Below are 19908 nucleotides of genomic sequence, written 5' to 3' on the forward strand. Positions count from 1 at the left end.
CCTCAATCGGACCGCAGGCTTTTTGAGGTGAGGGCGCTCCTACATCTGGCAGGCAACATAGCCCCGCTCATTGCAGGTCTGATAACTGCTCCATTGACAGCTCGTGCCTTGGGACCTGAGGCCAGGGGCGAGCTTGCGATCGTAATGTTGTCATCAATCTTCGTCGGGTTAGTCGGAGCTTTCGGTCTCGGACTGCTTGCACGTCAGGCTGTTGCAGCCGACTTAGGTCAGGCCCACGGCTGGAGTCGCAGAGGCCGGCAACTGATGTGGTATTCGGTGGTTGCGGCAGTCGCAGTTGGTGTTGGGCTGGGTCAGGTCCTCAACCTTGATCTTCCGGAGCGCCTGGCAACGGCAGCCTTTTTAGCCCTCGCTGGAATGAGCGCTAGTAAGTCGATAGACGCAAATATTCTCATCGTGGCTGGCCTCACCAAACATTTCGGTATCGCAAACTTGGCGGCATCTGGAACTGTATGCCTTGGTATTGTTTTCGCCTATTTTGCGGGCGCATTGCAACTTTGGTTGGTTCTTGCGTTCAACGCTGGGTCACTTTTGGTGCAAATGGCCCTGATCGTCTTGCCTCGGAGGAAGCTCCTCAAAGGAATAGATGAAGGAGTATTCAAGGCCGAAAAGTTGAGATCGCTTCTCCACCGGGCCTGGCGGGCTTGGCGTTCGCAGGTTGTCGAGGCATCGCTCTTGAGAGTCGACAGCATGATGTTTATTACGCAGGCCACTGTACAGACGGTTGGATACTATTCCGTCGTAGCGCTGATTCCGCAGACGGCGTATCAAACGTTCCAAACCATAATTCAGTACTCATACGCAACCGCGCCGAAAACACGAATAAGGGAACGGACGTGGCTGACATGGCAGATTTGCCTGCTGGCGAGCGTTCCCATTGTCGCTGCGGGCGCCTTAGGTGCCGTTCTCTTGGTTCCATTGCTCTTTGGACCGGCGTTCAGGCCTTCTCTGGAATTGCTGTTGCCGGCTTGCTCAGTGACCGTTGGTCTCGCGGCATTGGCACCAGTGCTGCAGCATTTCGCTGTGTCCCCAACCGGCGATAGCTGGTTCCCCTGGACGATGATTGTCCTCATTGCCGGCTGCTGGTGGATCGGGAAGCAGACGAACCCTTCCCTGGCCGTGACAGTTTTGGGAGGCGTTTTCTTCCTTGTCGGGGGGCTCTACGTTTATTGGTTGGCCGGGCCCAGGATCCTTCGAATTTCAATAGGCTCTTGGGCCGTCTTGTATGGAAGATGAAGATCGTGACGACGTATCGCTGGGTTTGCTTGCTTTAGGGGAGAGGCCGCTCCGTCCACACTCTCAGAGGGTGGCACACTGGGTGACAAGCGCCCAAGGGCTAGGCCTGCCATTAGAATCCAGACTGATCCGAGCCCTACCCACGCATGGAGGGCAAGGTACAACCCGGATACGGTGATGATCAGGGCCGCTTGGCCAAGAGGATTCGAGAGCGAGCGAGCACGGATCTGGATAAAGAAAAGTCCGACAAAGCCGCAGAGACCAACCCAACCAAAATCGAACATGGCCAAAGCTAGCTCCGAGTCGACGGTCTTGGAGATATCCAAGACCCCAAAATAGCTTGGCAAGAGATAGACCCCTTCGGGTAGGCCAGAAATTCCCCAGCCCCAGGGTTGTTCGGTGAGCGAGCGGATCGCAAATGAATAGAGGGCTGCTCGGTATTCAGCGCTGGCGTCAACTGCGCTGGCGCTTGAGAGCTCATCCATGCCGTTGCCAATCATGATTGATATGAAAGCCACACCGGCGCCGAAGAAGGCAAGGAATTTGGCAATGCGGGCAGTTGCCGGCGTGAGGAAGTTGATTCTCATCGCTGCTCTAATGACAAACCAGGCCGCAAGGATAGCTAGGGCACCGCGGCTGTTGGTTGAGAGGACACCACCGACGAGTACCAAGTACGTCAGACACCTCGCGCCGAAAGATTTGAACATGAGCGGCACAAGCGGTACGGAAGCTGCAATGAGTACCGAGAGCACAAGAGGGTGCTCGGAGAAAACGACACTCCTCAGGGCCCCGTCGCGGACAAGTCTGTCTGCGTTCTCATATCCGCCCGCTACAAGGAAGCTACCCCGAAGGCGCTCAAATACCGCAAGTAGTGCCATGCCGAGGCTGATGTAGACATAGATATGCGACAAGAGATGAGCCTTGCCAGCCTTAGAGGTCAGATAACCCGCAATGAAAATCGCTGGGTACAGCAACGTGTATCTAAATAGCGCGTCAGTTTCGGAAGCGGTAATCGTGGCTTGGCCAATCCCAAAACCCACGCAACTAAGAATTGCAAGCCCTGCCAAAAGGGCTCTCTCCCTGTGGTTGGTGCTCGCGCCCTTGAACCCCAAGAGATATGCGATCATAGCTAGCACCAAGACCAGCATCACAACCCGGACTGGCACTATCAACTGAAGATACCCGGCACCGTATGCGACAACTATGATGCCAATGGCGCAGAATCGGAAAAACCAATCCCGCAACCAAACGACGAGTATCAAGGCGACTGCGGCGAAGCCAATTCCTATCGCGAGTAATTCATTCATCGGCTTCCAGCCCCTATTTCGGGGCGAGCAGGGACGAATCACTAAAGAGCATCCCCGAGGGCGCAAGCGTCATCGCGATACGCTTCGCCTCCCTGGCTGCCTCCCTGCTCTCCTTCGCCTTTCGGCGAATATGACTGGAAGGATGAACTGACATCAGCCATTGGCGGCTCCGCACCTCAGTAATTACTACTTGGCGCTTCCAAGGGCTCATGTAACGTAACGCGAGCAATACACGGTTGCGTATTGCTAAGTGTCGGCTGGGGCCGTTTGCAGTCTGCTCCACCACGGCGTCAAGATTCACGAGCACTGGAATTCCAGCAGCGCGGCACCGCAATCCGAGGGCGACATCTTCCATATACATGAAAAATTCTTCTGGGACGCCGCCCAAGGCTTTCCAGGTTTTAGTATCCATCATGAACGTTGCACCGTCCACCCAGTCGACTGCGCGGACACCCGATCGTGATGACGACGTGTCATGCTTTGGATAGAAAAACGGTAAGGGCAAGTGTCCGCCATTTGACCACGTGATCTGCCGACCTCGGGCCTGGGTGATCAATTTTGGTCCTACGAGATGGCCCCTCGGGTGAGCTGCAGCTGTTTTCTGCAGTTCCTCCAATGAGTCATCCCGCAACACCGCCTCGTGAGTACACACCAGGACTTCCGTTATCTCCGGCCGTTGCGACGAAATGTGCTTGAATCCATGATTGACTCCCCCCGCGTAACCTCGGTTGATACCGTCGTCCAGAATTGTGCCAAGTCCCTTAAATTGGTCTTTGGGTAGGCTCGATGAGTTGTCGATAACAAATATTCGTTCTGGATCAATCTTTTGACTGAGGTTTGTAAGGGTAATTCTCAAAGTTTCGGGGCTCTGGTAGTGCACTACAACTGCAGCGAGCAAATCACTCGGTTTTGTCATCACATTCCATTCTTGAGCGAAGATCGACAATAACTGCAAGAGCTTCGTCGGGAGCCAAGGACCAGAACTTACTTCTAAGAATCGCGTCTTGGGAATTATCCGTGAACCTGCTCCTAATGATTTTCGCCGGATTTCCAGCGACCACAGCGAAATCAGGAATGTCGCGTGTGACGACGCTGCCGGCGCCGATGGCCGAGCCGATCCCGATTCGACGACAGCCTGGAAGGATCGTCACGTTTGCGCCGATCCACGAATCGTGGCCGATCCAGCATGGGCTGCGCTCGACATCCTTGTTCTCGGAGACCAGACCGAGTTTGGGGTTATAGAACAACGGGTGCAATGCCGGATCGTCCATCGGATGGGACGCGCCGAAGCGCCGGACATTGGGTCCGATTGAGACGTAGTCGCCGATCTCGGTGTGTGGATCGCAATTGCCAATGCTAAGGAGAGAACCGTAACTGAAGTTCCCGACTGCTATCCCGTGATGCCTCCGCAATATATTCCTCAATGTTAGCGAATACATGGCACCACCTTCGATTGAAGTGATCTTTGCCAGTATTCTGTGGCGAAGAGGCGCATACGTATAGACGCGGAGGAAGAATTTGCCGATCAACGATTCTTTCATTGCGGCCACGTTCTAATCCCTTCATGCTTAGCGATTGGCCGGAGCTGCGCGAGCGCGCGAAGCTGTTTCATGGCGGTTAGTGCCTGCTGATCGGGAAAACGCGTGCTGGCCTCTCCTCCGGAAATAACTCCTCAGGGACGCCGTTAGAGCGATTAGACCGGGATTTGTTGGATTCGCTAGAACTGCTTAATCCCGCTGCTCCCAAGTCATCTTGGCGATAGTAAGTGTAGGAATATGCGTCCGGACCCTTCACAGGCAATCGGTTCAGCACTATCCCCAAAACCGTAGATCCGACCATTTCAAGCGCGCCTAGAGATTTTTGCAGATCATGGGTGCGCGTTTTCTGAGAACCGACGACAACAACAACGCCGCCAACATGCTGTGACAGCACGGCTGCATCCGTGACGGGCAAAAGTGGAGGGGCGTCGATGATCACTGTGTCAAAGGAGAGCTCCAGTTCAGCGATTAGATTCTTCATCTTCTGAGAGCCGAGCAGCTCGCTGGGGTTTGGCGGAACCTGGCCTGAGGTGAGCACATAGAGCTCATCTTCTCCCCAACGTTGTAGCAGTTCGCCTACTTCTTCGAGGCCAAGGAGAGCCGTGGTGAGCCCGGCATTCCTGTCCATGCCGAGGTATTCATTAATCATTGGGCGGCGAAGGTCAGCATCAACGAGGCATACGGTCTGGCCGGCCTGTGCCAATGCGATTGCAAGGTTGGTAGCTGTTGTGCTTTTTCCTTCGCCCGGAAGCGAAGATGTAAGAAGCACCGTCTTTGCGAGCCCAGATACATTTGCGAACTGAAGATTCGTTCGCAGCTGGCGGAAGGATTCGGCTCTCGGACTTTGTGCTGCGGTTTGCGTGAGGAGGGGTTTCTTGGTGGCGTCCTGATCGAATGCGATCCCGCCGAGCAACGGTGCGTCAGTGACATGACGAAGGTCAGCTTCTCCCCGCACTCGATTGTCAAGCGTCGTTCTGAGCACTGCGATCCCGATGCCGAGAACCAGGCCGATGACCAGCCCGAGCAGAAGGTTTAGGCGAGTATTCGGGGCGGAGGGAGCTGTGGGGGCTATTGCCGGTTTGATTATGGACAATGCGACCGGGGACGTTCCTCCGGTCTTCGGGCGCTCGAGGGCATCTACGGCGTGAACAAGACTGTTGCCTACCGCTTGTGCAATTGCGGCCGCTTGAACCGGTGAATTGTCGGAAACGGAAATGTTGATCAGCACGGTGTTGACTTCCGAACTGGCCTTCACATGGGTGGCTAGCTCCTCCGCGGTCATGGAAAGCCCAAGCGAATCTATCGCAGGTTGGAGCACCACCGGTGATCCAACGGTTTTGACGTAAGACTGGACACGAGCCTGGCTGAAGGTGTTGCCTTGCTGGAGTTCCAATACCGAGCCGGAGCTCTGGATCGCGACGAATAGCTGTGTATCGGCAGTGTAGGTCGGTTGAGTGAGGACCGATGCACCTCCACCGACTAGTATTCCCGCCAACGATGTGGCTGCGATCAAGATCCAATTGCGGCGTAAGATGCGCAAGTAGTCACGTAGGTCCAAACCGGATCCCCCTGAGTCGGTTGCTGGAGCAGTCCGAAGCCACGCCCCCAGAACAGCAAATTTCGTGCGGTCTCGCCCATCATACCCGGCGGGTATTGCATCGAGATTTCTTGCGTAAGAATACGGCTTGGAGACTAGATCACGGGATCTACGCTCCGCGCCCTGTAAGGCAGGAGGCCCTTCTTTAACTTCGAAACCTCTTACATGAGTCGCGTCATAGCCGATACTTATTCAGGGGATGTTCAGGAACGTCAAAATGGAGGACGCTTTGCCCGGCTATGTAGACATCAACCCCTATCGAAAAACCACCCCGAAACGGGTAAAGCTCGGCGGGTTGATCGTCTTGTTATTGGTCACAGCCGGGGTGGTTTACCTGGCTCTGACTCGGTAGCTCTCAGATGTCCCTCGAAGACTATGTCGAAGGCCTGGCAACCATGCTGGGCGCACTTGGAATCGTCGGAGCAGCTGGCATGCTGATCCTCGCCCTTCGGATGCGAGGAAAGACCAATCGGAGTCGTCCTACTTGCTGCGCTCCCGCGATGACGTGCGTTTGTCCCAGGACTTAGGTTGAGAGGCCGAAGAACTCGGAGAAAAGATCCCCGCGGCCTCGCCAAACTGGCGCTCTACCGCGTATCCAGATCCTCGAACACTAGGAACGTCTGCGTATCCTGTACGCCAGGCATCGACTGCAGCCGGTCGAAAATGACCCGGCGCAAGTGAATATTGTCGGTGGCGCGGACCAGCAGGATGACGTCGAAATCGCCGCCCACCAAGGCAATATGCTGCACCTCCGGAATGAGCCGAAGCTCTTCACGGAGCTCGCGCCAGGAGTGCTGCTGCACCTTGAGCGTGACGTAGGCTGATGACTTCAAGCCGGCCTTGATGGGGTCCACCAGCGCGGTGAACTTGGTGAGCACGCCTTCGCCCGTTAGTCGCGAGATTCTCGAGTAAGCGTGCGCGCGGCTGATGTGCACGTTCTCCGCCACCTGGGTGACCGACATCCGGCCGTCCCGCGTCAGCTCGGCAATGATGTCCCTGTCCACTTGGTCAAGAGGAACCTCTGCCTGATCCGCTTCGACCTCGGCCATTACATCTCCAATTCGTCTTCAGCGTGGGCCCGTTATCCAGCTCACATTTGCAATTTGTCTTCCAGACTAGATGTTTCCGGCAAGCTTTTCCATGATTCTGCCCAGAGCTGGATACGAAACTTCTCCAGGGAACATACTGGTGACAAATAGTGGATACAGAAGGACGGACCAATGACGATCTCCGCAGACCATGAGGCCCAGGGTCTGGCTGAAGCTCGGCCGGACGACACCGAACCAAACGACCAAGCTTCCGAAGTGCGGCGCAAGTTCGGAATCAGCGTGGAAGACTACATGCTGCCTGCTCGCCATCAGATCCAGATGGTGGACCCCTCGGGCACGCTCAAGCCTGAGTCTGAGCAAGGCACTGAGCCGGGCCACGAATATCCCATCCCCGGCGACGCCGAACTCATGGCAGCTTACGAACAGCTGGTCGTTGGGCGCCGCGTCAATGACCAAAACTCCGCACTCGTCCGGCAGGGCCGAATGGCCGTTTACCCGTCCAGCCACGGCCAGGAGGCGTGCCAAGTAGCGGCCGCTCTGTGCCTGAGCGAAGGCGACTGGCTCTTCCCCACCTACCGTGACGCTGTAGCGGTCATGTCCCGGGGAGTGGATCCGGTCGAGACCATGACTATCTTCCGCGGCGACTGGCACGGCGGCTACGACCCCACCAAGCACAAAGTGGGCATCCAGTGCACGCCGCTCACCACTCAGTTGCTCCACGCCGTCGGAGTTGCCCACGCCGCCAAATTGCGCGGTGAGGACACCGTGGTGCTGGCAATGTGCGGCGACGGAGCTACCAGCGAAGGGGACTTCCACGAAGCACTCAATTTCGCGGCCGTCTTCCACTTGCCCGTGATCTTCTTTGTGCAGAACAACAAGTACGCCATCTCGGTGCCCCTGAGCCAACAGTCTGTGGCGCCGTCGTTGGCCCACAAGGCTGTGGGCTACGGCATGGCCGGCGAGCGAGTTGATGGCAACGACCTTGTCGCGCTGCTTGCTGTGCTGGACCGGGCCGTGAAACTTGCCCGCGAAGGCTCCGGCCCGCTCCTGATCGAGGCCCACACCTATCGGATGCAGGCCCACACCAACGCCGACGACGCCACCCGCTACCGGCAGGACAGCGAGGTGGCCGAATGGACCGCCAAGGACCCCATCAGCCGCATGACGTCTTATCTCACCGGCCGTGGACTCCTCGACGACGACGGTTCCACACGAATCGCGGCGAAGGCCGAAGCCATTGCCTCGCAGCTTCGGGAGGGCCTGGGGGAGGACGTCCCGGTAGACCCGCAGAATCTCTTCCGCTACGTCTTCTCGACACCGACCACGCAACTGAAGGAGCAGTCCGCCCTGCTCGCCGACGAACTCGCCCGTGAGGCATCCAGCCAGAAGGAGGCAGGCAAATGAGCCCCGCCGTCACCACATCCTCTGAAGCCACCGAGCGCGCAGCTACCGGTGATGTCAGCTCTGCCACCGCCAGTGCGGCAGCCAGCGCGGCAGCAGTCGCCGAAGCCTCCGGTCCGCAGACCATCACCATGGCAAAGGCCCTCAACACCGCGATGGCGGACGCCATGGAGGCCGATTCTTCCGTTCTGGTGTTCGGCGAAGACGTTGGCCGCCTGGGTGGCGTCTTCCGGATCACCGATGGCCTCATGGCCACGTTCGGAGAACAGCGGTGCTTCGACACCCCGCTGGCCGAGTCCGGCATCGTTGGCATGGCCGTTGGTATGGCGATGAACGGAATGCGTCCCGTGATTGAGATGCAGTTCGACGCCTTCGCCTACCCGGCTTTCGAACAGATCGTCAGCCATGTGGCTAAGATGCACAACCGCACCAAGGGCGCCGTAAAGCTGCCCATGGTCATCCGTGTGCCCTACGCAGGTGGGATCGGCGGAGTGGAACACCACTGCGACTCGTCCGAGGCCTACTACGCCCACACGGCTGGCCTGAAGGTCTACACGCCGGCCACCGTGGCGGACGGCTACCGCATGCTCCGCGAGGCGATCGATTCCGACGACCCCGTCATGTTCATGGAACCGAAGAAGCTCTACTGGTCCAAGGACCAAGTCGACCTGGGTGCCCTACGCACCGAGCACGCCACGAACGCTGCGACAGGATCCACCAGCGAGGGGCACGCCGCCGTCGCGCGTCCTGGCACTGATGCGACGCTCATCGCCTACGGCCCGTCGGTCCCGACAGCACTCGCCGCCGCGGCTGCAGCCGCTGAAGAGGGCCGCTCCCTTGAAGTGATCGATGTCCGCTCGATCGTGCCCTTCGACGACGAAACCGTCTGCGCGTCGGTTCGCAAGACCGGACGAGCTGTTGTGATCGCCGAGGCTCACGGATTCGCTTCTGTATCCTCCGAAATTGTGGCACGCGTGCAGGAACGCTGCTTCCACTATCTGGCCGCGCCCATCCGCCGCGTAACCGGCTTCGACGTCCCGTATCCGGCCCCAAAGCTGGAGCACTACTACTTGCCAAGCGTCGACCGCATCCTCGACGCCGTTGACGACCTTCAATGGGAGAACTGACCATGAGCGCAGAAATGCAGGTGTTCCTGCTTCCGGACCTGGGGGAGGGCCTCACCGAGGCTGAACTCGTCAACTGGCTTGTGGCCGTGGGCGACGAGATTCGAGTGGACCAGCCGATCGCCGAGGTCGAGACCGCCAAGTCCATGGTGGAGGTGCCCTCGCCCTACGCAGGCATCGTCGCCGTGCTGCACGGCGAAGCCGGCCAGACGCTTGACGTTGGGAAGCCCCTGATCTCGGTGGCTCCTGTTGGTGCTTCGGTTGCTGGCGAGCCCGAGCCTGTGGAAGAAGAGGTTTCCGAGGCACCCCCGGCTTCCGCAGCTGCCGAAACCTACCGGACCGAAGAGAAAGCCGGATCCGGGAACGTACTCATTGGCTATGGCACATCCGGAGGCGGCGAGGCTCGCCGCACCCGGCCGCGGAAGGTTTCGGCAGGTTCTGCCATGGCCGTGACCTCGGCGCCCGACTTTGCCGAACTCTCGTTGTCCCGTACGCGGATTCCAGGGAAGCTCTCTGCCGTGATTTCCCCATTGGTGCGGAAAATGGCCCGAGACCATGGGGTCTCGTTGGACGCCGTGCCTGGTTCGGGGGAGAGCGGGCTCATCCTGCGTCGCGACATTGAGGCCGCCATCGGAGGGGCCACGCGCGAGACCGCCCCCGTTGAGGTGCCCCCCGTTGTCCAGTCTTCCACCGGAGTCCTGGATGCCCGCACCGGCTTGTCCGTGGCTTCGCGCACTCCGGTCCGCGGGATACGGAAGGCTGTTGCGGCGAACATGACCCGCAGCCGGTCCGAGATCCCTGAAGCGACTGTCTGGGTAGACGTGGACGCCACTGCACTTCTTGAGATGCGTGCAGAACTCAAGAAGCGGGATCCTCACGGCGCTCCCGGACTGCTCGCTTTCATCGCTCGTTTTGTCACAGCTGGGCTAAAAAAATTCCCCGAGCTGAACACCCGGTTTGTCACAGCCGAGGACGCTGCGGGCGGCGAGATGCAGGAGATCATCGCTTTCGACGGCATCAATCTTGGCTTTGCCGCACAGACGGACCGCGGACTCGTTGTTCCGTCGGTCCGCAACGCCCACCTGTTGAGCGCCCGCGAACTCGATACTGAAATCCGCCGGCTCACCGCCGTTGCGCGTGACGGCAAGGCAACACCGACAGAGTTGGCTAGCGGCACTTTCACGCTGAACAACTACGGTGTGTTTGGCGTGGACGGCTCCGCAGCGATCATCAACTATCCCGAGGTAGCGATGCTTGGCGTAGGCCGAATCATCGACAAGCCCTGGGTGGTGGACGGAAAGTTGGCCGTCCGCAAAGTCACCGAGCTGACCTTGGCTTTCGATCACCGGGTTTGTGATGGCGAAACGGCTGCCGGCTTCCTCCGGTATGTTGCGGACGCGGTGGAGAACCCGGGGACGGTGCTGGCGGATTTGTAGACCATAATTTGCGGAGGCTGCTCCGAGAGAGCTGCTGGACGTCGCGCCCGTGCGCCGGATTCACTCAAAACGGAAGGTAAGGACCTGTTGGGTCCGCTCATCTGAGGCGCCAATTTCAAACTCACCTTCCGAAGAGACGGTCGGTCGACGCGTTCGACCGACTACTGGATCCATGCGCGCCCACTGGATAGGGGCACTCAACCCGTCCTGTCGGTCCCCTAGAATCGAACAATGAAACTTTGGGGGAAACCTGTGACGCTGCTGGCTGTTGCGCTGATTGTTACTGGATGCAGTGGCTCGCCTACGGAAGACCCCAGCATCCAAGCGAAGGCCGACGCATTCTCAGCCAAGGTGAAGGCAGATATGAAGGCAGAAGCTGATGCTGCAGCCGAGGCCAAGATCATCAAGCTTTCATTTCCCAAGGACAGGCCACTGTCGGTCTTCTATGCGGCCGATTCCCTGAGCTATAGCCTCTTCAGCAGCACGGAGGCGAACGGGTACCGTCCCCTCGTGAACGCTGAACTGCGCAAGCATGGACAAATCCTTGAGCAGCGCGCTACCAAGGCCGACCCACAGGCATTGTTCAAGGTTGGGAACGTCCAGGACGTCCCGAACTCCGGTGTTGACCTGGCCATCCTCGAACTTGGAACCAACGACATGGGCACCGCTGATGTCGCTTCGAGGACCCCTATCGATCAGTTCCACAAGGACTATGTGGCGCTGGTCAACAACGTAAGGCGATCCGCTAACGTGCAGGTCATCTGCGTTGGCGCGTGGGGTGGACGCGGACAGACCATCACGGACCCTTATGACTTCGAAATCCAGAAGATATGCGAGGCTAACGGCGGCAAGTACGTTGACCTGACTGACATTTACGAACTGAAGGACACTTTTGGCCCGAAGGGGACGGCAACATGGCTCGGTCCTGCCGATAATTTCCACCCCAACGACAAAGGCCACCGCGCCATCGCTGACCTGATCCTGGAACGAATCAGGCTCAGCTAGGCCCAGCGTCTGAACGGCTGCCGGGTTCCTTCGATATGTCGCCGACGCGCGGACGGTCCGCGTGGAGCAGTAATTCACCCATGACTGTCAAGAACATGGTCGTCGCACTCCAAACTGTGAAGACTACTAGCGACGGGTCTAACCTATGAGGCCGAGCGCTATAAGTTTTGTTCGGAGGTCATTGACCAGTGCTTGTGTTGTTGCTGCGTCCGAAGCAGCCGCTCCAATCGTGGGACGAACAATCGGAATAGCCCCGAAGAAGGCAAGCTTGTTGGTGGCATTGGCGCCCAATTTCGTTCCGCTGGACGATCCTGTGGTCAGCACAGAACCGTCAGAAAAAGCGAATCCTTTGTGAAGCATTCCGACGGACACCTCAACATAGGAGCCTGACCGCCAAGTGGTGACGCCAGGGTCATGGCTGAAGCCAGTCACATATACAAGATTCGATACGCCGTTTCCTGCCGCCCGAATTCCGGAATGCGGCAGGTTGGTTAGACCAGCACCCGCGTAGAAGGTCGGATTAACAAGCGAGCATCCTGGAGGGCCACCAACGATATCAATGTCGGGGTAGAGTCCATCCGCGCTCTGGCTGTTGGAGGTGAACCTGCACTGGGTCAACGAGAGATTCTTGGCCTCGTTGTAGACACCGCATTTGTAGTTTGTGTCAAAGAAGCAGTTGGTGAACTGATTCATTCGCCCGAATGGAACGATCCGAGCGCCATTGCCGACGTTGGAGAATATGTCGCAGCCGAAGAAGTGGTTGGCCCCTTGGTTTAGGAGGATCCCGTCTGCGCCATTCTGAGCGAACACTGTTTGGACGAAGCTGTTGTCCGTGCCGTCGAGGCGCACTCCGTTGCCTGCGCACCGCCAAAAGTGGCATTCGTTGACGCGGTTTGCACGACGGAAGGCTCCGAAGTACGCTCCGTCGCCGCTAAAGAATCCGACGTAGACTCGCTCAATACTCCAGAAGGAATCTGCACTGATTTTGGAATCTGCCATGTATATTCCTGAATGCGCACTAGCTTGGAAGGCTCGCGCGCCGTCGAGCATCATGTCGGCTACGCGGACATTTCCCACAGGACCGTCGGCCGAGTCATTGATTAGCCCTGGCGTCGTCATATCCGGCTTCGCGATGAGACGGGTTGTACGCTGGTAGAACTCATAAGCCCACGCGCCGCGGCCCGCGCCAAGCAGTTGCGTGTTGTTTTTTAGCAGCAAGCCCCCGGTGAGATAGCTCCCTTTAGGGAAGAAGACCTGCGTGTAGGAGTCATCGTTGACTCCATCAAGTACCTTCTGGATCGCGCCGGTATCATCTGTGCCGTAGAGGTAGGGTGCATTAGCGACGGTCGTTGAAGCCGGGGACCCTAAAGTGATGGTGCCTGCATTCACATAGGCCGCGATGACGGTCACCAGTGTGGTGCCATTCGGTCCGGCGCCAACGACCGCGAAGAACTTTCCAACATCGCTCGCTGCGAAGCCGCCGCCGAAGAACGTGCTCGATCCGGATGAGATTGAACCACCCGATGGATTTCGAACCGCGTCACCAACTGCCCCGTGGTCCTTTACGTTCACGATCAGTTCATCCTTGGCCACCATTCGTGTCAGGCTGGCAGCTAGTGATGTCTGAGTGACATACGTTGTGGACAGATCGCTCGCACTTGGTCCGGTCGGCGCCAGATCGGCGGCAGCATGGGCCGGGCCGGCCTCGAAGCTTGACGCTGCGAAGGCGCCCGTCATAGCTGTCGCCAGAGCTCCAAGCTTGAATAGGCCGCGGCGTTTGACACTAGCGCCACCCCCCAGCGGCGCACCTCGTTCCTCAGATTCGTTGTACATGACTGATCACAATCCCAGATGGTGTTAATAGGAGACCGTTGATCGACCAGGAAGAGTTGCGCAGGTGGACGGGAGCTTGAAGAAGCCCCAAGGTAGTGCGCATTCCTACAGGTAAATCGACATGTCCAAACGCTAAGTGGCGCGGGATTGCCCTAACCACAGTAGTTATTACGCCTTTTTCGCCGTCCATACTCGCTTTTGTGTGCTGAGCTACGTATTTCATTCGATGTTACTTACCGTGAACACTCGCGCCGGAGCCGGGGGATCCACTCACTTTTTGCCGAAATTTAGCGCGGGATAGCACGGCCGCAGGGCTGGCGTGCGAAATCAAAAAGGGGGTCTGACGTGGCACTACGTCGAAAGAACCGTGTCTGTGGGGATACCCCGTGCAGGGATCCGGGTTGCAAGATCCGAAATTCCTTAAGAAACAAGTACCGCAAGTTTAAGATTCCTGTTGCTAAGTCCACTTACTAAAATTTAGCAAACCTTATGGAGAGTATCCGGCAATCGCCCATGCGGGCATGGTGCTTGTGGAATCCTTATGGGAGGACCTCGACGCTATTATTCAAGCTCTTTTATAAAGACTCTGGACGAATCAACTTTCAGTTCTGGAATGCTCTGGAAAAGTTTGCGCCGAAATTCGACCGTACGACGGGCCGCTCAATCGATGTATTTCGAGGCGACTCGGGGCGCTCTCAGTGTGCCGGCCTCGAGCGGTAACACTGCGAACGGGGCCCTTTGTCGGCCCGACGCAACGTTCCTCCTCGGATTGCCTGAATGCATCCGAAGCTGGGCTTTTGGCCTAGGAAACCCTCGCGCATGAGCCTGCGTTGGCCCATTTCGGCTATGCGGTCTCAGAGTCAACCCGGGCCGGGTCCTATTGGCCCTCACTGGCCAAGGAGGAGTCCATTGAGGTTTTCCGCCGGAGCATTTTCAAGCACCTGAAGGGCCTGCTCAGCTGCGGTTGTTTGGTTGTAGCCGTCCCCGGCGGTCGGCGGACCCGGTATAAACTCGCCGATGTCCTTCTGGTCCATGCCATGAAAGACCGGATTGGCTAGCACCCGGCGTGACGTGCCTGACATGAACGTGGTCCTGCAGTTGCTCTTCCGGAGCGCCGAACGATCTTGAAGCGCCGTATCAGGTTTGTTCGCGGCCGCGAACACGATCAAGCCGGCGCTGCCGGTGACAAGAATGTTCCCCATGACGCATAGCCATCCTGGTTTGCACAAACGCATACGAACCGGAATGATGCGCAGTATGCGAGGAATCATCTTGGCTGGGGGAACTGGTTCGCGTCTGCATCCGATTACCCACGGCATTAGCAAGCAACTTGTCCCTGTCTACGACAAACCGATGATCTATTACCCACTGTCGACTTTGATCTTGGCCGGCATTCGCGACATCCTCATTATTACGACTCCCCACGATGCCGAGCAGTTCCAACGGCTGTTGGGCGATGGCTCCCAATTCGGCGTCAATCTCAGCTACGTTCGGCAGCCTTCTCCCGATGGCTTGGCTCAGGCATTCACCCTTGGCGCGGAACACATTGGCGATGACAACGTCGCGCTAGTTCTCGGAGACAACATCTTCTACGGCCAGGGCATGGGCACGCAGCTGCGTAAGCACGCCGACATCGACGGCGGCGCCGTCTTCGGGTACTGGGTAAACGACCCCAAAGCCTACGGCGTTGTGGAATTCGACGCAGAGGGCCGGGCGATCTCCCTCGAGGAAAAGCCGGAAAAGCCCAAGAGTAATTACGCGGTGCCGGGCCTCTACTTTTATGACAACGAAGTTGTGGACATTGCGCGGAACCTTAAACCGTCGGCGCGAGGCGAACTTGAAATCACCGATGTCAACAGGACGTACCTCGATCGTGGCAAGCTCCAGGTCGAGGTCCTGCCGCGGGGGACCGCATGGCTTGACACCGGAACGTTCGATGACCTCAGCGACGCTTCGAACTTCATAAGGACAGTTGAGCACCGCCAAGGGCTGAAAGTGGGGGCTCCCGAAGAGGTCGCCTGGCGTGCAGGCTTCCTTTCCGATGATGACTTGCGGACCAGGGCCGAGCCACTTGTAAAGAGCGGGTATGGTGCCTACCTGCTTGGTCTGTTGGAATCACGGCAGCCCGACCCCAACATGGGAGCTCTCGTCTAGTCTGTTGTTTGCCTGCTCCGGGGGGGTATACGGGCTATTCCTCCCCTTCAGCAGTCCGGGTGGATCGCCACCTTGACGAAAGCCGCGGTTTGATAGAGGTACTGGTAGGCCCAGGAATAGGTGGGGTCGCTCAATGAGATCAGCGGCAAGTCCATCCGGTCGGCGACCATGTGCAGGTCTCCTGTGTAGCAGCGGCTGACGATCACCCGGGCCCTGGTCACATGGAACTGTGCAGTAAGGACGTTCGCGCTCTTCCAGCCGTACTGGTCCGAGAGGTCTTTCAGTGCCCTTGCTTCGCCCTGGGTAGTGAACGGATCGGGGTTGAAACAGATAATCCGATAAGCGCGGTGATCGCCACATATGCCCGCTTCGAAGCTGCCGTCTTTCGCTATGGGGCTTGAGACCGCAAGCGTTGGTGCGTATCCCCGCTGCATCAGCTTCTCGGCGTAGCTGATTCGACTATCGGGCGGCCCCAGCACGAATAGCACATCCGCCTGTTTCGGTTCGTCAGCGGGCGGGGCCACGTACAGAAAGACTCCGGCAACTGCCCAAAGGATCGCCAAGGCTGCAATAACAGCAGACGACCGAAAGTACAGACGCTTCTTTCGGGTAGGCGGTGTGGCCTGTGTTTCGTGATCGCGGAGAAGAGTCATACCGTCCTCTGACCAATGCGGGATGTGGGCGGCAGCGCTGCACTGGATCCAAGCCTACTATCTGCCGACATGCCGTAGCGCTCGGGCTCACGCAAGAACAACCCGGAGGACGACGCTATCGCCATCCTCGCTGAGTGTTACTTCCTTGGACAGGGTCTGAAGCGTCGTCATTCCGAGGCTGGGGCGGATCTGGCCTCGGAGCCGGCCAGGGGAGCTGATGGATATGTGAATGGCTCCGGTGTCCGTTGCGGGTTGTGTCGGGTGCGGCTCTTGGGCCGACATTGAGACGCGGATATGGTTTCGTTCACCGTGGCGGATGGCGTTGGTGAAACCTTCTGAGAGTACCTCGATGACTGCCTCAGCCCTGGCGGGGTCCTCGTCGCATAAGGCCCACACTCGAGGGTCAATGTCGCACGCCAGCTTCAGCACGCGCCCCCAGGTACTCAGCAGGTCCTGGATGCTGGATGCTGCGTGCCCCGCGTGCCCGGGCGACTCCTCCAAGATCTCACTCTGCGCAGTAGCCATGGCACCCGTCAGGATGTCCCTGACGCGCTGCGGGGCGAGATCCTCTTCTGCGTCGTTCCCTCCCGAGGCGGCCAAGGCGAGGGCGCTCGAGACGAGGTTTCCCTGGACGTTGGTGTGCAGAATCCGGGCGACCCTCCGGCGGGTGTGAAGCAGCTTTTGGTGCGTGCGGTCGGCAAGCTTGAGTAGCTCATTCAGCGAGCCTGCCAGCCTGACCTCATGCCGCCGTCGTTGGCGTTCGGCAGCTTGAAGTACCGCCACAGTGAGCGCAGTCAGCGGATAGGCCCAGATGGCGGACCAGTAGAAGAACGGGGCATAGCCGAACATTCCCTGTAGTAGGCATGTCACCGATGCGGAAACTACGGCGGCGCCGGCGTAGCAGAGGGTCATGGCGGAAATTCGCCGCAAGGGACTGGTGATCCTCCGTACCGTCCGGGCAGCCGCGGCGTTCCCGACGAGCAGGACGGCCCCGCCCACAACCCACTGGACCAGGAGGAAGAGGACGCCGTACTCCGTCAGCAGACGGACTGCAATGAGTGACGCGAAGAGCAGGACAGGCAACGCGACCGGGGCAGGCCGGATCAAATGCGCCAGTCCCAGCGCGCTCTCTGTACGGGAAGTCGGCCGCGGAGGGGCTGTCACATACGGCCAGGGCGTGTGGTCGTGGAAGAGTTGGTGGCTCATCGGGCGGACGACGTCATCGGAGATCGTCCGCAGCAGGCGTGAGGCCTCGGATCTGTCGAGAGGCGTCATCATCCGGGCAGTGAGGACCGTGTCAAGGCGCTTGGAGAGTTCGGTGACATAGTCGGAACGGATCGAGCGCAAGCGGTGCTCATCGAATCCGAGCTGCGCCTCGATCGCAGCCCGGGCAGCGCGGACCCTGCGTTCAAGCACGGCGTGCCCGCGGATGGAGTCCGTCAGAATCGCGATCGCCGAGAGGAAGACCAGTGCCGTCCCGACGTTGATGAGGATGCGGGCCCAGAGATCTTCGCTGAGGTCAGCGATATTCAGGGCCTGCGCGGACCAAGCCGCCAGGAGAGGGCGGCAGGCGCCCAAGAACGCGAAGGCGCCAAACGCCGTCGTGATTCTGCCTTTGAGGCTCGGCCGTGTTGTGATCAAAGGGCGAAGGAGAATCCCCAAAAGACCAAGCACTACGTGCACGAGCAGCACGATCGCCGTGCCGGAACCTTCCCCAGCCGGCGTGATCGATCCGGTCTCAGGAAGCGTGTTCGATCCGGTGAACATGTTCATGACCGTCAGCGCCAAGGGCAAGGTCAGAAGCCACGACCAGAGGCTCAGGGCATTGTTGCCGCCGATACCCCGGGCCCAGTGTGCAGGGGAGCGGCCGCTCATTTATCGCTATCGGCAGGGGCCGGCCACCCAAACGTGCGCGAGTACAGCGTTGCCGCGGCAACGCGCGGATTGACGCTCGGACGTCGGTTCAGGCCAAGGGCCTCGAACGTGCGTGAAACGGCCTTCTCGACGGCGCGCATGCTGCTTCCCCGTTGTTTGGCGATTTCAGCGTTCGACCAGCCCTCCGCGATCATGCGCAGGATATCCAGCTGCACGCGGGTCAGCGTGCCGATCTTCGCTGCGTCCGACTGCAAAGGGGGAGTCACGGTGACGGCGAGCTCCACCAATGTCGAGTTCACTGCGCTGATGAGGCCGTCCACGGAGTCAAGGGACGCTTTGTTGACGAAGGTTGATCCCGCCGGTAACTCGGAAAGGGGAGCTTCCGACGGATAGTTGGTAAGGAAAACGATGGCGCACCCCGGGGAGAGGGACTTCACGACGTGCGCCAGTTCGACGCCGTTGGGCCGGGTACCCAAATCGATGTCCGTCACAAGGACATCAGGATCGACGGCGGCGAACATGGATACGGCCTCCGACGAGGACGCGCACGCATGCACTTCGAATTCCGCGCCCCTTAAAGCCTCTGCAACAAGCGCGCGCATGAATGGTTGATCTTCGACAACCAGCACCCGCCGAACCCAACTCGTATCCCCCATGGTTGAAGGCTATCCCGAGCACGCCCAGGGTTCATCAGCAGCGCCTGTTGGTTACGATTCAGGATGGATTACGACGGCGGCGCGCTGGCGGTACTCTTCCATGTCGGCCTCGTCGATGCGGACTGACCTGCCGAAACGTGCGGCGGGCATCTCACCAGAGTGAACCAAACGGTACACCGTCATTTTTGAAACATTCAGGTAGTCCGCCACGGCGGATACTGTCAGATAGTTCGAGACGGAGACAGCCCCATCAACGATTGGTCCCACCGAAGCGCTCGGTCTTGCCTCCACGAAAGCATCCACGGACATCAAATTCCTCCTTTAGGGGCGACCCCTGGAACGGTGGGGAAGCCGGTAGGAATCCAGCGCATGGCTGCGATAACCCCGTCCCCCTGAGGGTGTACAGCCTAATTGCCTACAAAACCGGCCACCCCCAAGATGGACGGTTTTCGCGACAAGGACGCCGCGCGCAAGAAGTGCTTGCCTCAGTGGCGGAGGGCAATCGTGACAACGAAAATTGTGGCGACAGCCAAAATCCCTAATCCCACGTAGGCCAGTTTCTGCCGAAACCTTCTTCTACGCTCACGTCGATCATCCCTGGCAAGATATCCCGCGCTGAAGTTCCCCATGCTCGGATCGTAACTTCGCTGAATCTCAGGGTGCCTTGTGGGGTTCGGTTATTGCGACCGTTCGCCGCATGCCACTGACGGGTGGCGCAGCTGACCACTCAACCTCGCGGCGATCACCACTCAGCGGTGCGTCCGAGCCGAAGACGCTGGTCATTTGGCCATGGCATTGACGTTCCAGGTTAGCCATCGTGGCGAACTATCGCATGAGCTTGGGATGTGGAAATTGGAGTCGGATCCCCCTGATTCACCGCCGCCCAGACCGACGTGGCCGCCGGCAAACTTCGCTCCGCCGAAGACCAGGTTCCCGTCCTTCCATTCGGGACCGGGCTCCGCTCGGAACACAGGGAGCCAGCGCCTATTTGTTTCAGTGCTTGTCAGGTAGAGACAGCCATTCTCA

The 19908-nt window shown here is 58.8% G+C and carries 17 protein-coding genes; 6 read left to right on the forward strand and 11 right to left on the reverse strand.

The features are described from left to right. Positions 1 to 144 precede the first annotated feature (144 nt). On the forward strand, positions 145 to 1254 hold the full coding sequence (locus tag NFJ07_RS11075; protein ID WP_269994342.1) for a hypothetical protein: 1110 nt from the start codon (positions 145 to 147) through the stop codon (positions 1252 to 1254). On the opposite strand, the gene NFJ07_RS11080 is transcribed toward NFJ07_RS11075, so the two are convergent. The 5 genes from NFJ07_RS11080 to NFJ07_RS11100 form a co-directional block, all read right to left on the reverse strand. Then, positions 1185 to 2561, reverse strand: a complete 1377-nt coding sequence (locus tag NFJ07_RS11080) for an O-antigen ligase family protein (RefSeq protein WP_269994343.1) — start codon at positions 2559 to 2561, stop codon at positions 1185 to 1187. The genes NFJ07_RS11075 and NFJ07_RS11080 overlap by 70 nt on opposite strands. A 13-nt stretch (positions 2562 to 2574) precedes the next feature. Continuing rightward, entirely contained in the window at positions 2575 to 3477 is a 903-nt protein-coding gene (locus NFJ07_RS11085) for a glycosyltransferase family 2 protein (protein ID WP_269994344.1), read from the reverse strand. Next, positions 3461 to 4102, reverse strand: a complete 642-nt coding sequence (locus tag NFJ07_RS11090; RefSeq protein WP_269994476.1) for a CatB-related O-acetyltransferase — start codon at positions 4100 to 4102, stop codon at positions 3461 to 3463. The genes NFJ07_RS11085 and NFJ07_RS11090 overlap by 17 nt, the downstream gene beginning before the upstream one ends. 76 nt (positions 4103 to 4178) lie before the next feature. Further along, complete coding sequence (locus NFJ07_RS11095) at positions 4179 to 5657, reverse strand: polysaccharide biosynthesis tyrosine autokinase (RefSeq protein ID WP_269994346.1); 1479 nt, start codon at positions 5655 to 5657, stop codon at positions 4179 to 4181. Between the two features lie 623 nt (positions 5658 to 6280). Next, positions 6281 to 6745: an Lrp/AsnC family transcriptional regulator gene (locus tag NFJ07_RS11100; RefSeq protein ID WP_078107783.1), complete on the reverse strand. Its 465-nt coding sequence runs from the start codon at positions 6743 to 6745 to the stop codon at positions 6281 to 6283. Positions 6746 to 6916: 171 nt separating this feature from the next. On the opposite strand from NFJ07_RS11100, the gene NFJ07_RS11105 reads away from it, so the two are divergent. The 4 genes from NFJ07_RS11105 (at position 6917) to NFJ07_RS11120 (ending at position 11711) form a co-directional block, all read left to right on the forward strand. Further along, positions 6917 to 8149, forward strand: a complete 1233-nt coding sequence (locus NFJ07_RS11105; protein ID WP_269994348.1) for a thiamine pyrophosphate-dependent dehydrogenase E1 component subunit alpha — start codon at positions 6917 to 6919, stop codon at positions 8147 to 8149. Next, the gene (locus NFJ07_RS11110) at positions 8146 to 9273 is read left to right on the forward strand and encodes an alpha-ketoacid dehydrogenase subunit beta (protein ID WP_269994350.1); all 1128 of its coding nucleotides are present in this window, start codon (positions 8146 to 8148) and stop codon (positions 9271 to 9273) included. Before NFJ07_RS11105 ends, NFJ07_RS11110 begins: the two co-directional genes overlap by 4 nt. A 2-nt stretch (positions 9274 to 9275) precedes the next feature. After that, positions 9276 to 10706: a dihydrolipoamide acetyltransferase family protein gene (locus tag NFJ07_RS11115; protein ID WP_269994351.1), complete on the forward strand. Its 1431-nt coding sequence runs from the start codon at positions 9276 to 9278 to the stop codon at positions 10704 to 10706. A 231-nt stretch (positions 10707 to 10937) separates the two neighbouring features. Then, a complete protein-coding gene (locus NFJ07_RS11120; protein WP_269994353.1) occupies positions 10938 to 11711 on the forward strand; it encodes an SGNH/GDSL hydrolase family protein in 774 nt (257 codons plus the stop codon). Positions 11712 to 11849: 138 nt separating this feature from the next. Here NFJ07_RS11120 and NFJ07_RS11125 read toward each other — a convergent pair whose 3' ends face one another. Continuing rightward, positions 11850 to 13544: a right-handed parallel beta-helix repeat-containing protein gene (locus NFJ07_RS11125; protein WP_269994355.1), complete on the reverse strand. Its 1695-nt coding sequence runs from the start codon at positions 13542 to 13544 to the stop codon at positions 11850 to 11852. Between the two features lie 887 nt (positions 13545 to 14431). Beyond that, positions 14432 to 14746, reverse strand: coding sequence for a hypothetical protein (locus tag NFJ07_RS25920; protein ID WP_333482052.1), 315 nt, complete (start codon positions 14744 to 14746; stop codon positions 14432 to 14434). Between the two features lie 55 nt (positions 14747 to 14801). Here NFJ07_RS25920 and rfbA point away from each other — a divergent pair, with 55 nt between their 5' ends. Continuing rightward, positions 14802 to 15698 (forward strand): glucose-1-phosphate thymidylyltransferase RfbA, encoded by an 897-nt coding sequence (gene rfbA, locus NFJ07_RS11135; RefSeq protein ID WP_269994359.1) that lies wholly within the window; start codon positions 14802 to 14804, stop codon positions 15696 to 15698. A gap of 47 nt (positions 15699 to 15745) precedes the next feature. Here rfbA and NFJ07_RS11140 read toward each other — a convergent pair whose 3' ends face one another. The 4 genes from NFJ07_RS11140 to NFJ07_RS11155 all read right to left on the reverse strand — a co-directional run bounded on the left by NFJ07_RS11140 (position 15746) and on the right by NFJ07_RS11155 (position 19140). Further along, a complete protein-coding gene (locus NFJ07_RS11140; protein WP_269994361.1) occupies positions 15746 to 16261 on the reverse strand; it encodes an ElyC/SanA/YdcF family protein in 516 nt (171 codons plus the stop codon). A gap of 177 nt (positions 16262 to 16438) precedes the next feature. Next, the gene (locus NFJ07_RS11145) at positions 16439 to 18226 is read right to left on the reverse strand and encodes a hypothetical protein (RefSeq protein ID WP_269994362.1); all 1788 of its coding nucleotides are present in this window, start codon (positions 18224 to 18226) and stop codon (positions 16439 to 16441) included. Beyond that, a complete protein-coding gene (locus NFJ07_RS11150) occupies positions 18223 to 18882 on the reverse strand; it encodes a response regulator transcription factor (RefSeq protein WP_269994363.1) in 660 nt (219 codons plus the stop codon). Before NFJ07_RS11150 ends, NFJ07_RS11145 begins: the two co-directional genes overlap by 4 nt. 51 nt (positions 18883 to 18933) lie before the next feature. After that, the gene (locus NFJ07_RS11155) at positions 18934 to 19140 is read right to left on the reverse strand and encodes a helix-turn-helix domain-containing protein (protein ID WP_269994478.1); all 207 of its coding nucleotides are present in this window, start codon (positions 19138 to 19140) and stop codon (positions 18934 to 18936) included. Between the last annotated feature and the right edge of the window lie 768 nt (positions 19141 to 19908).

Origin of the sequence: Arthrobacter sp. B2a2-09, from assembly GCF_027587375.1 — a bacterium.
Lineage (GTDB): Bacteria > Actinomycetota > Actinomycetes > Actinomycetales > Micrococcaceae > Arthrobacter.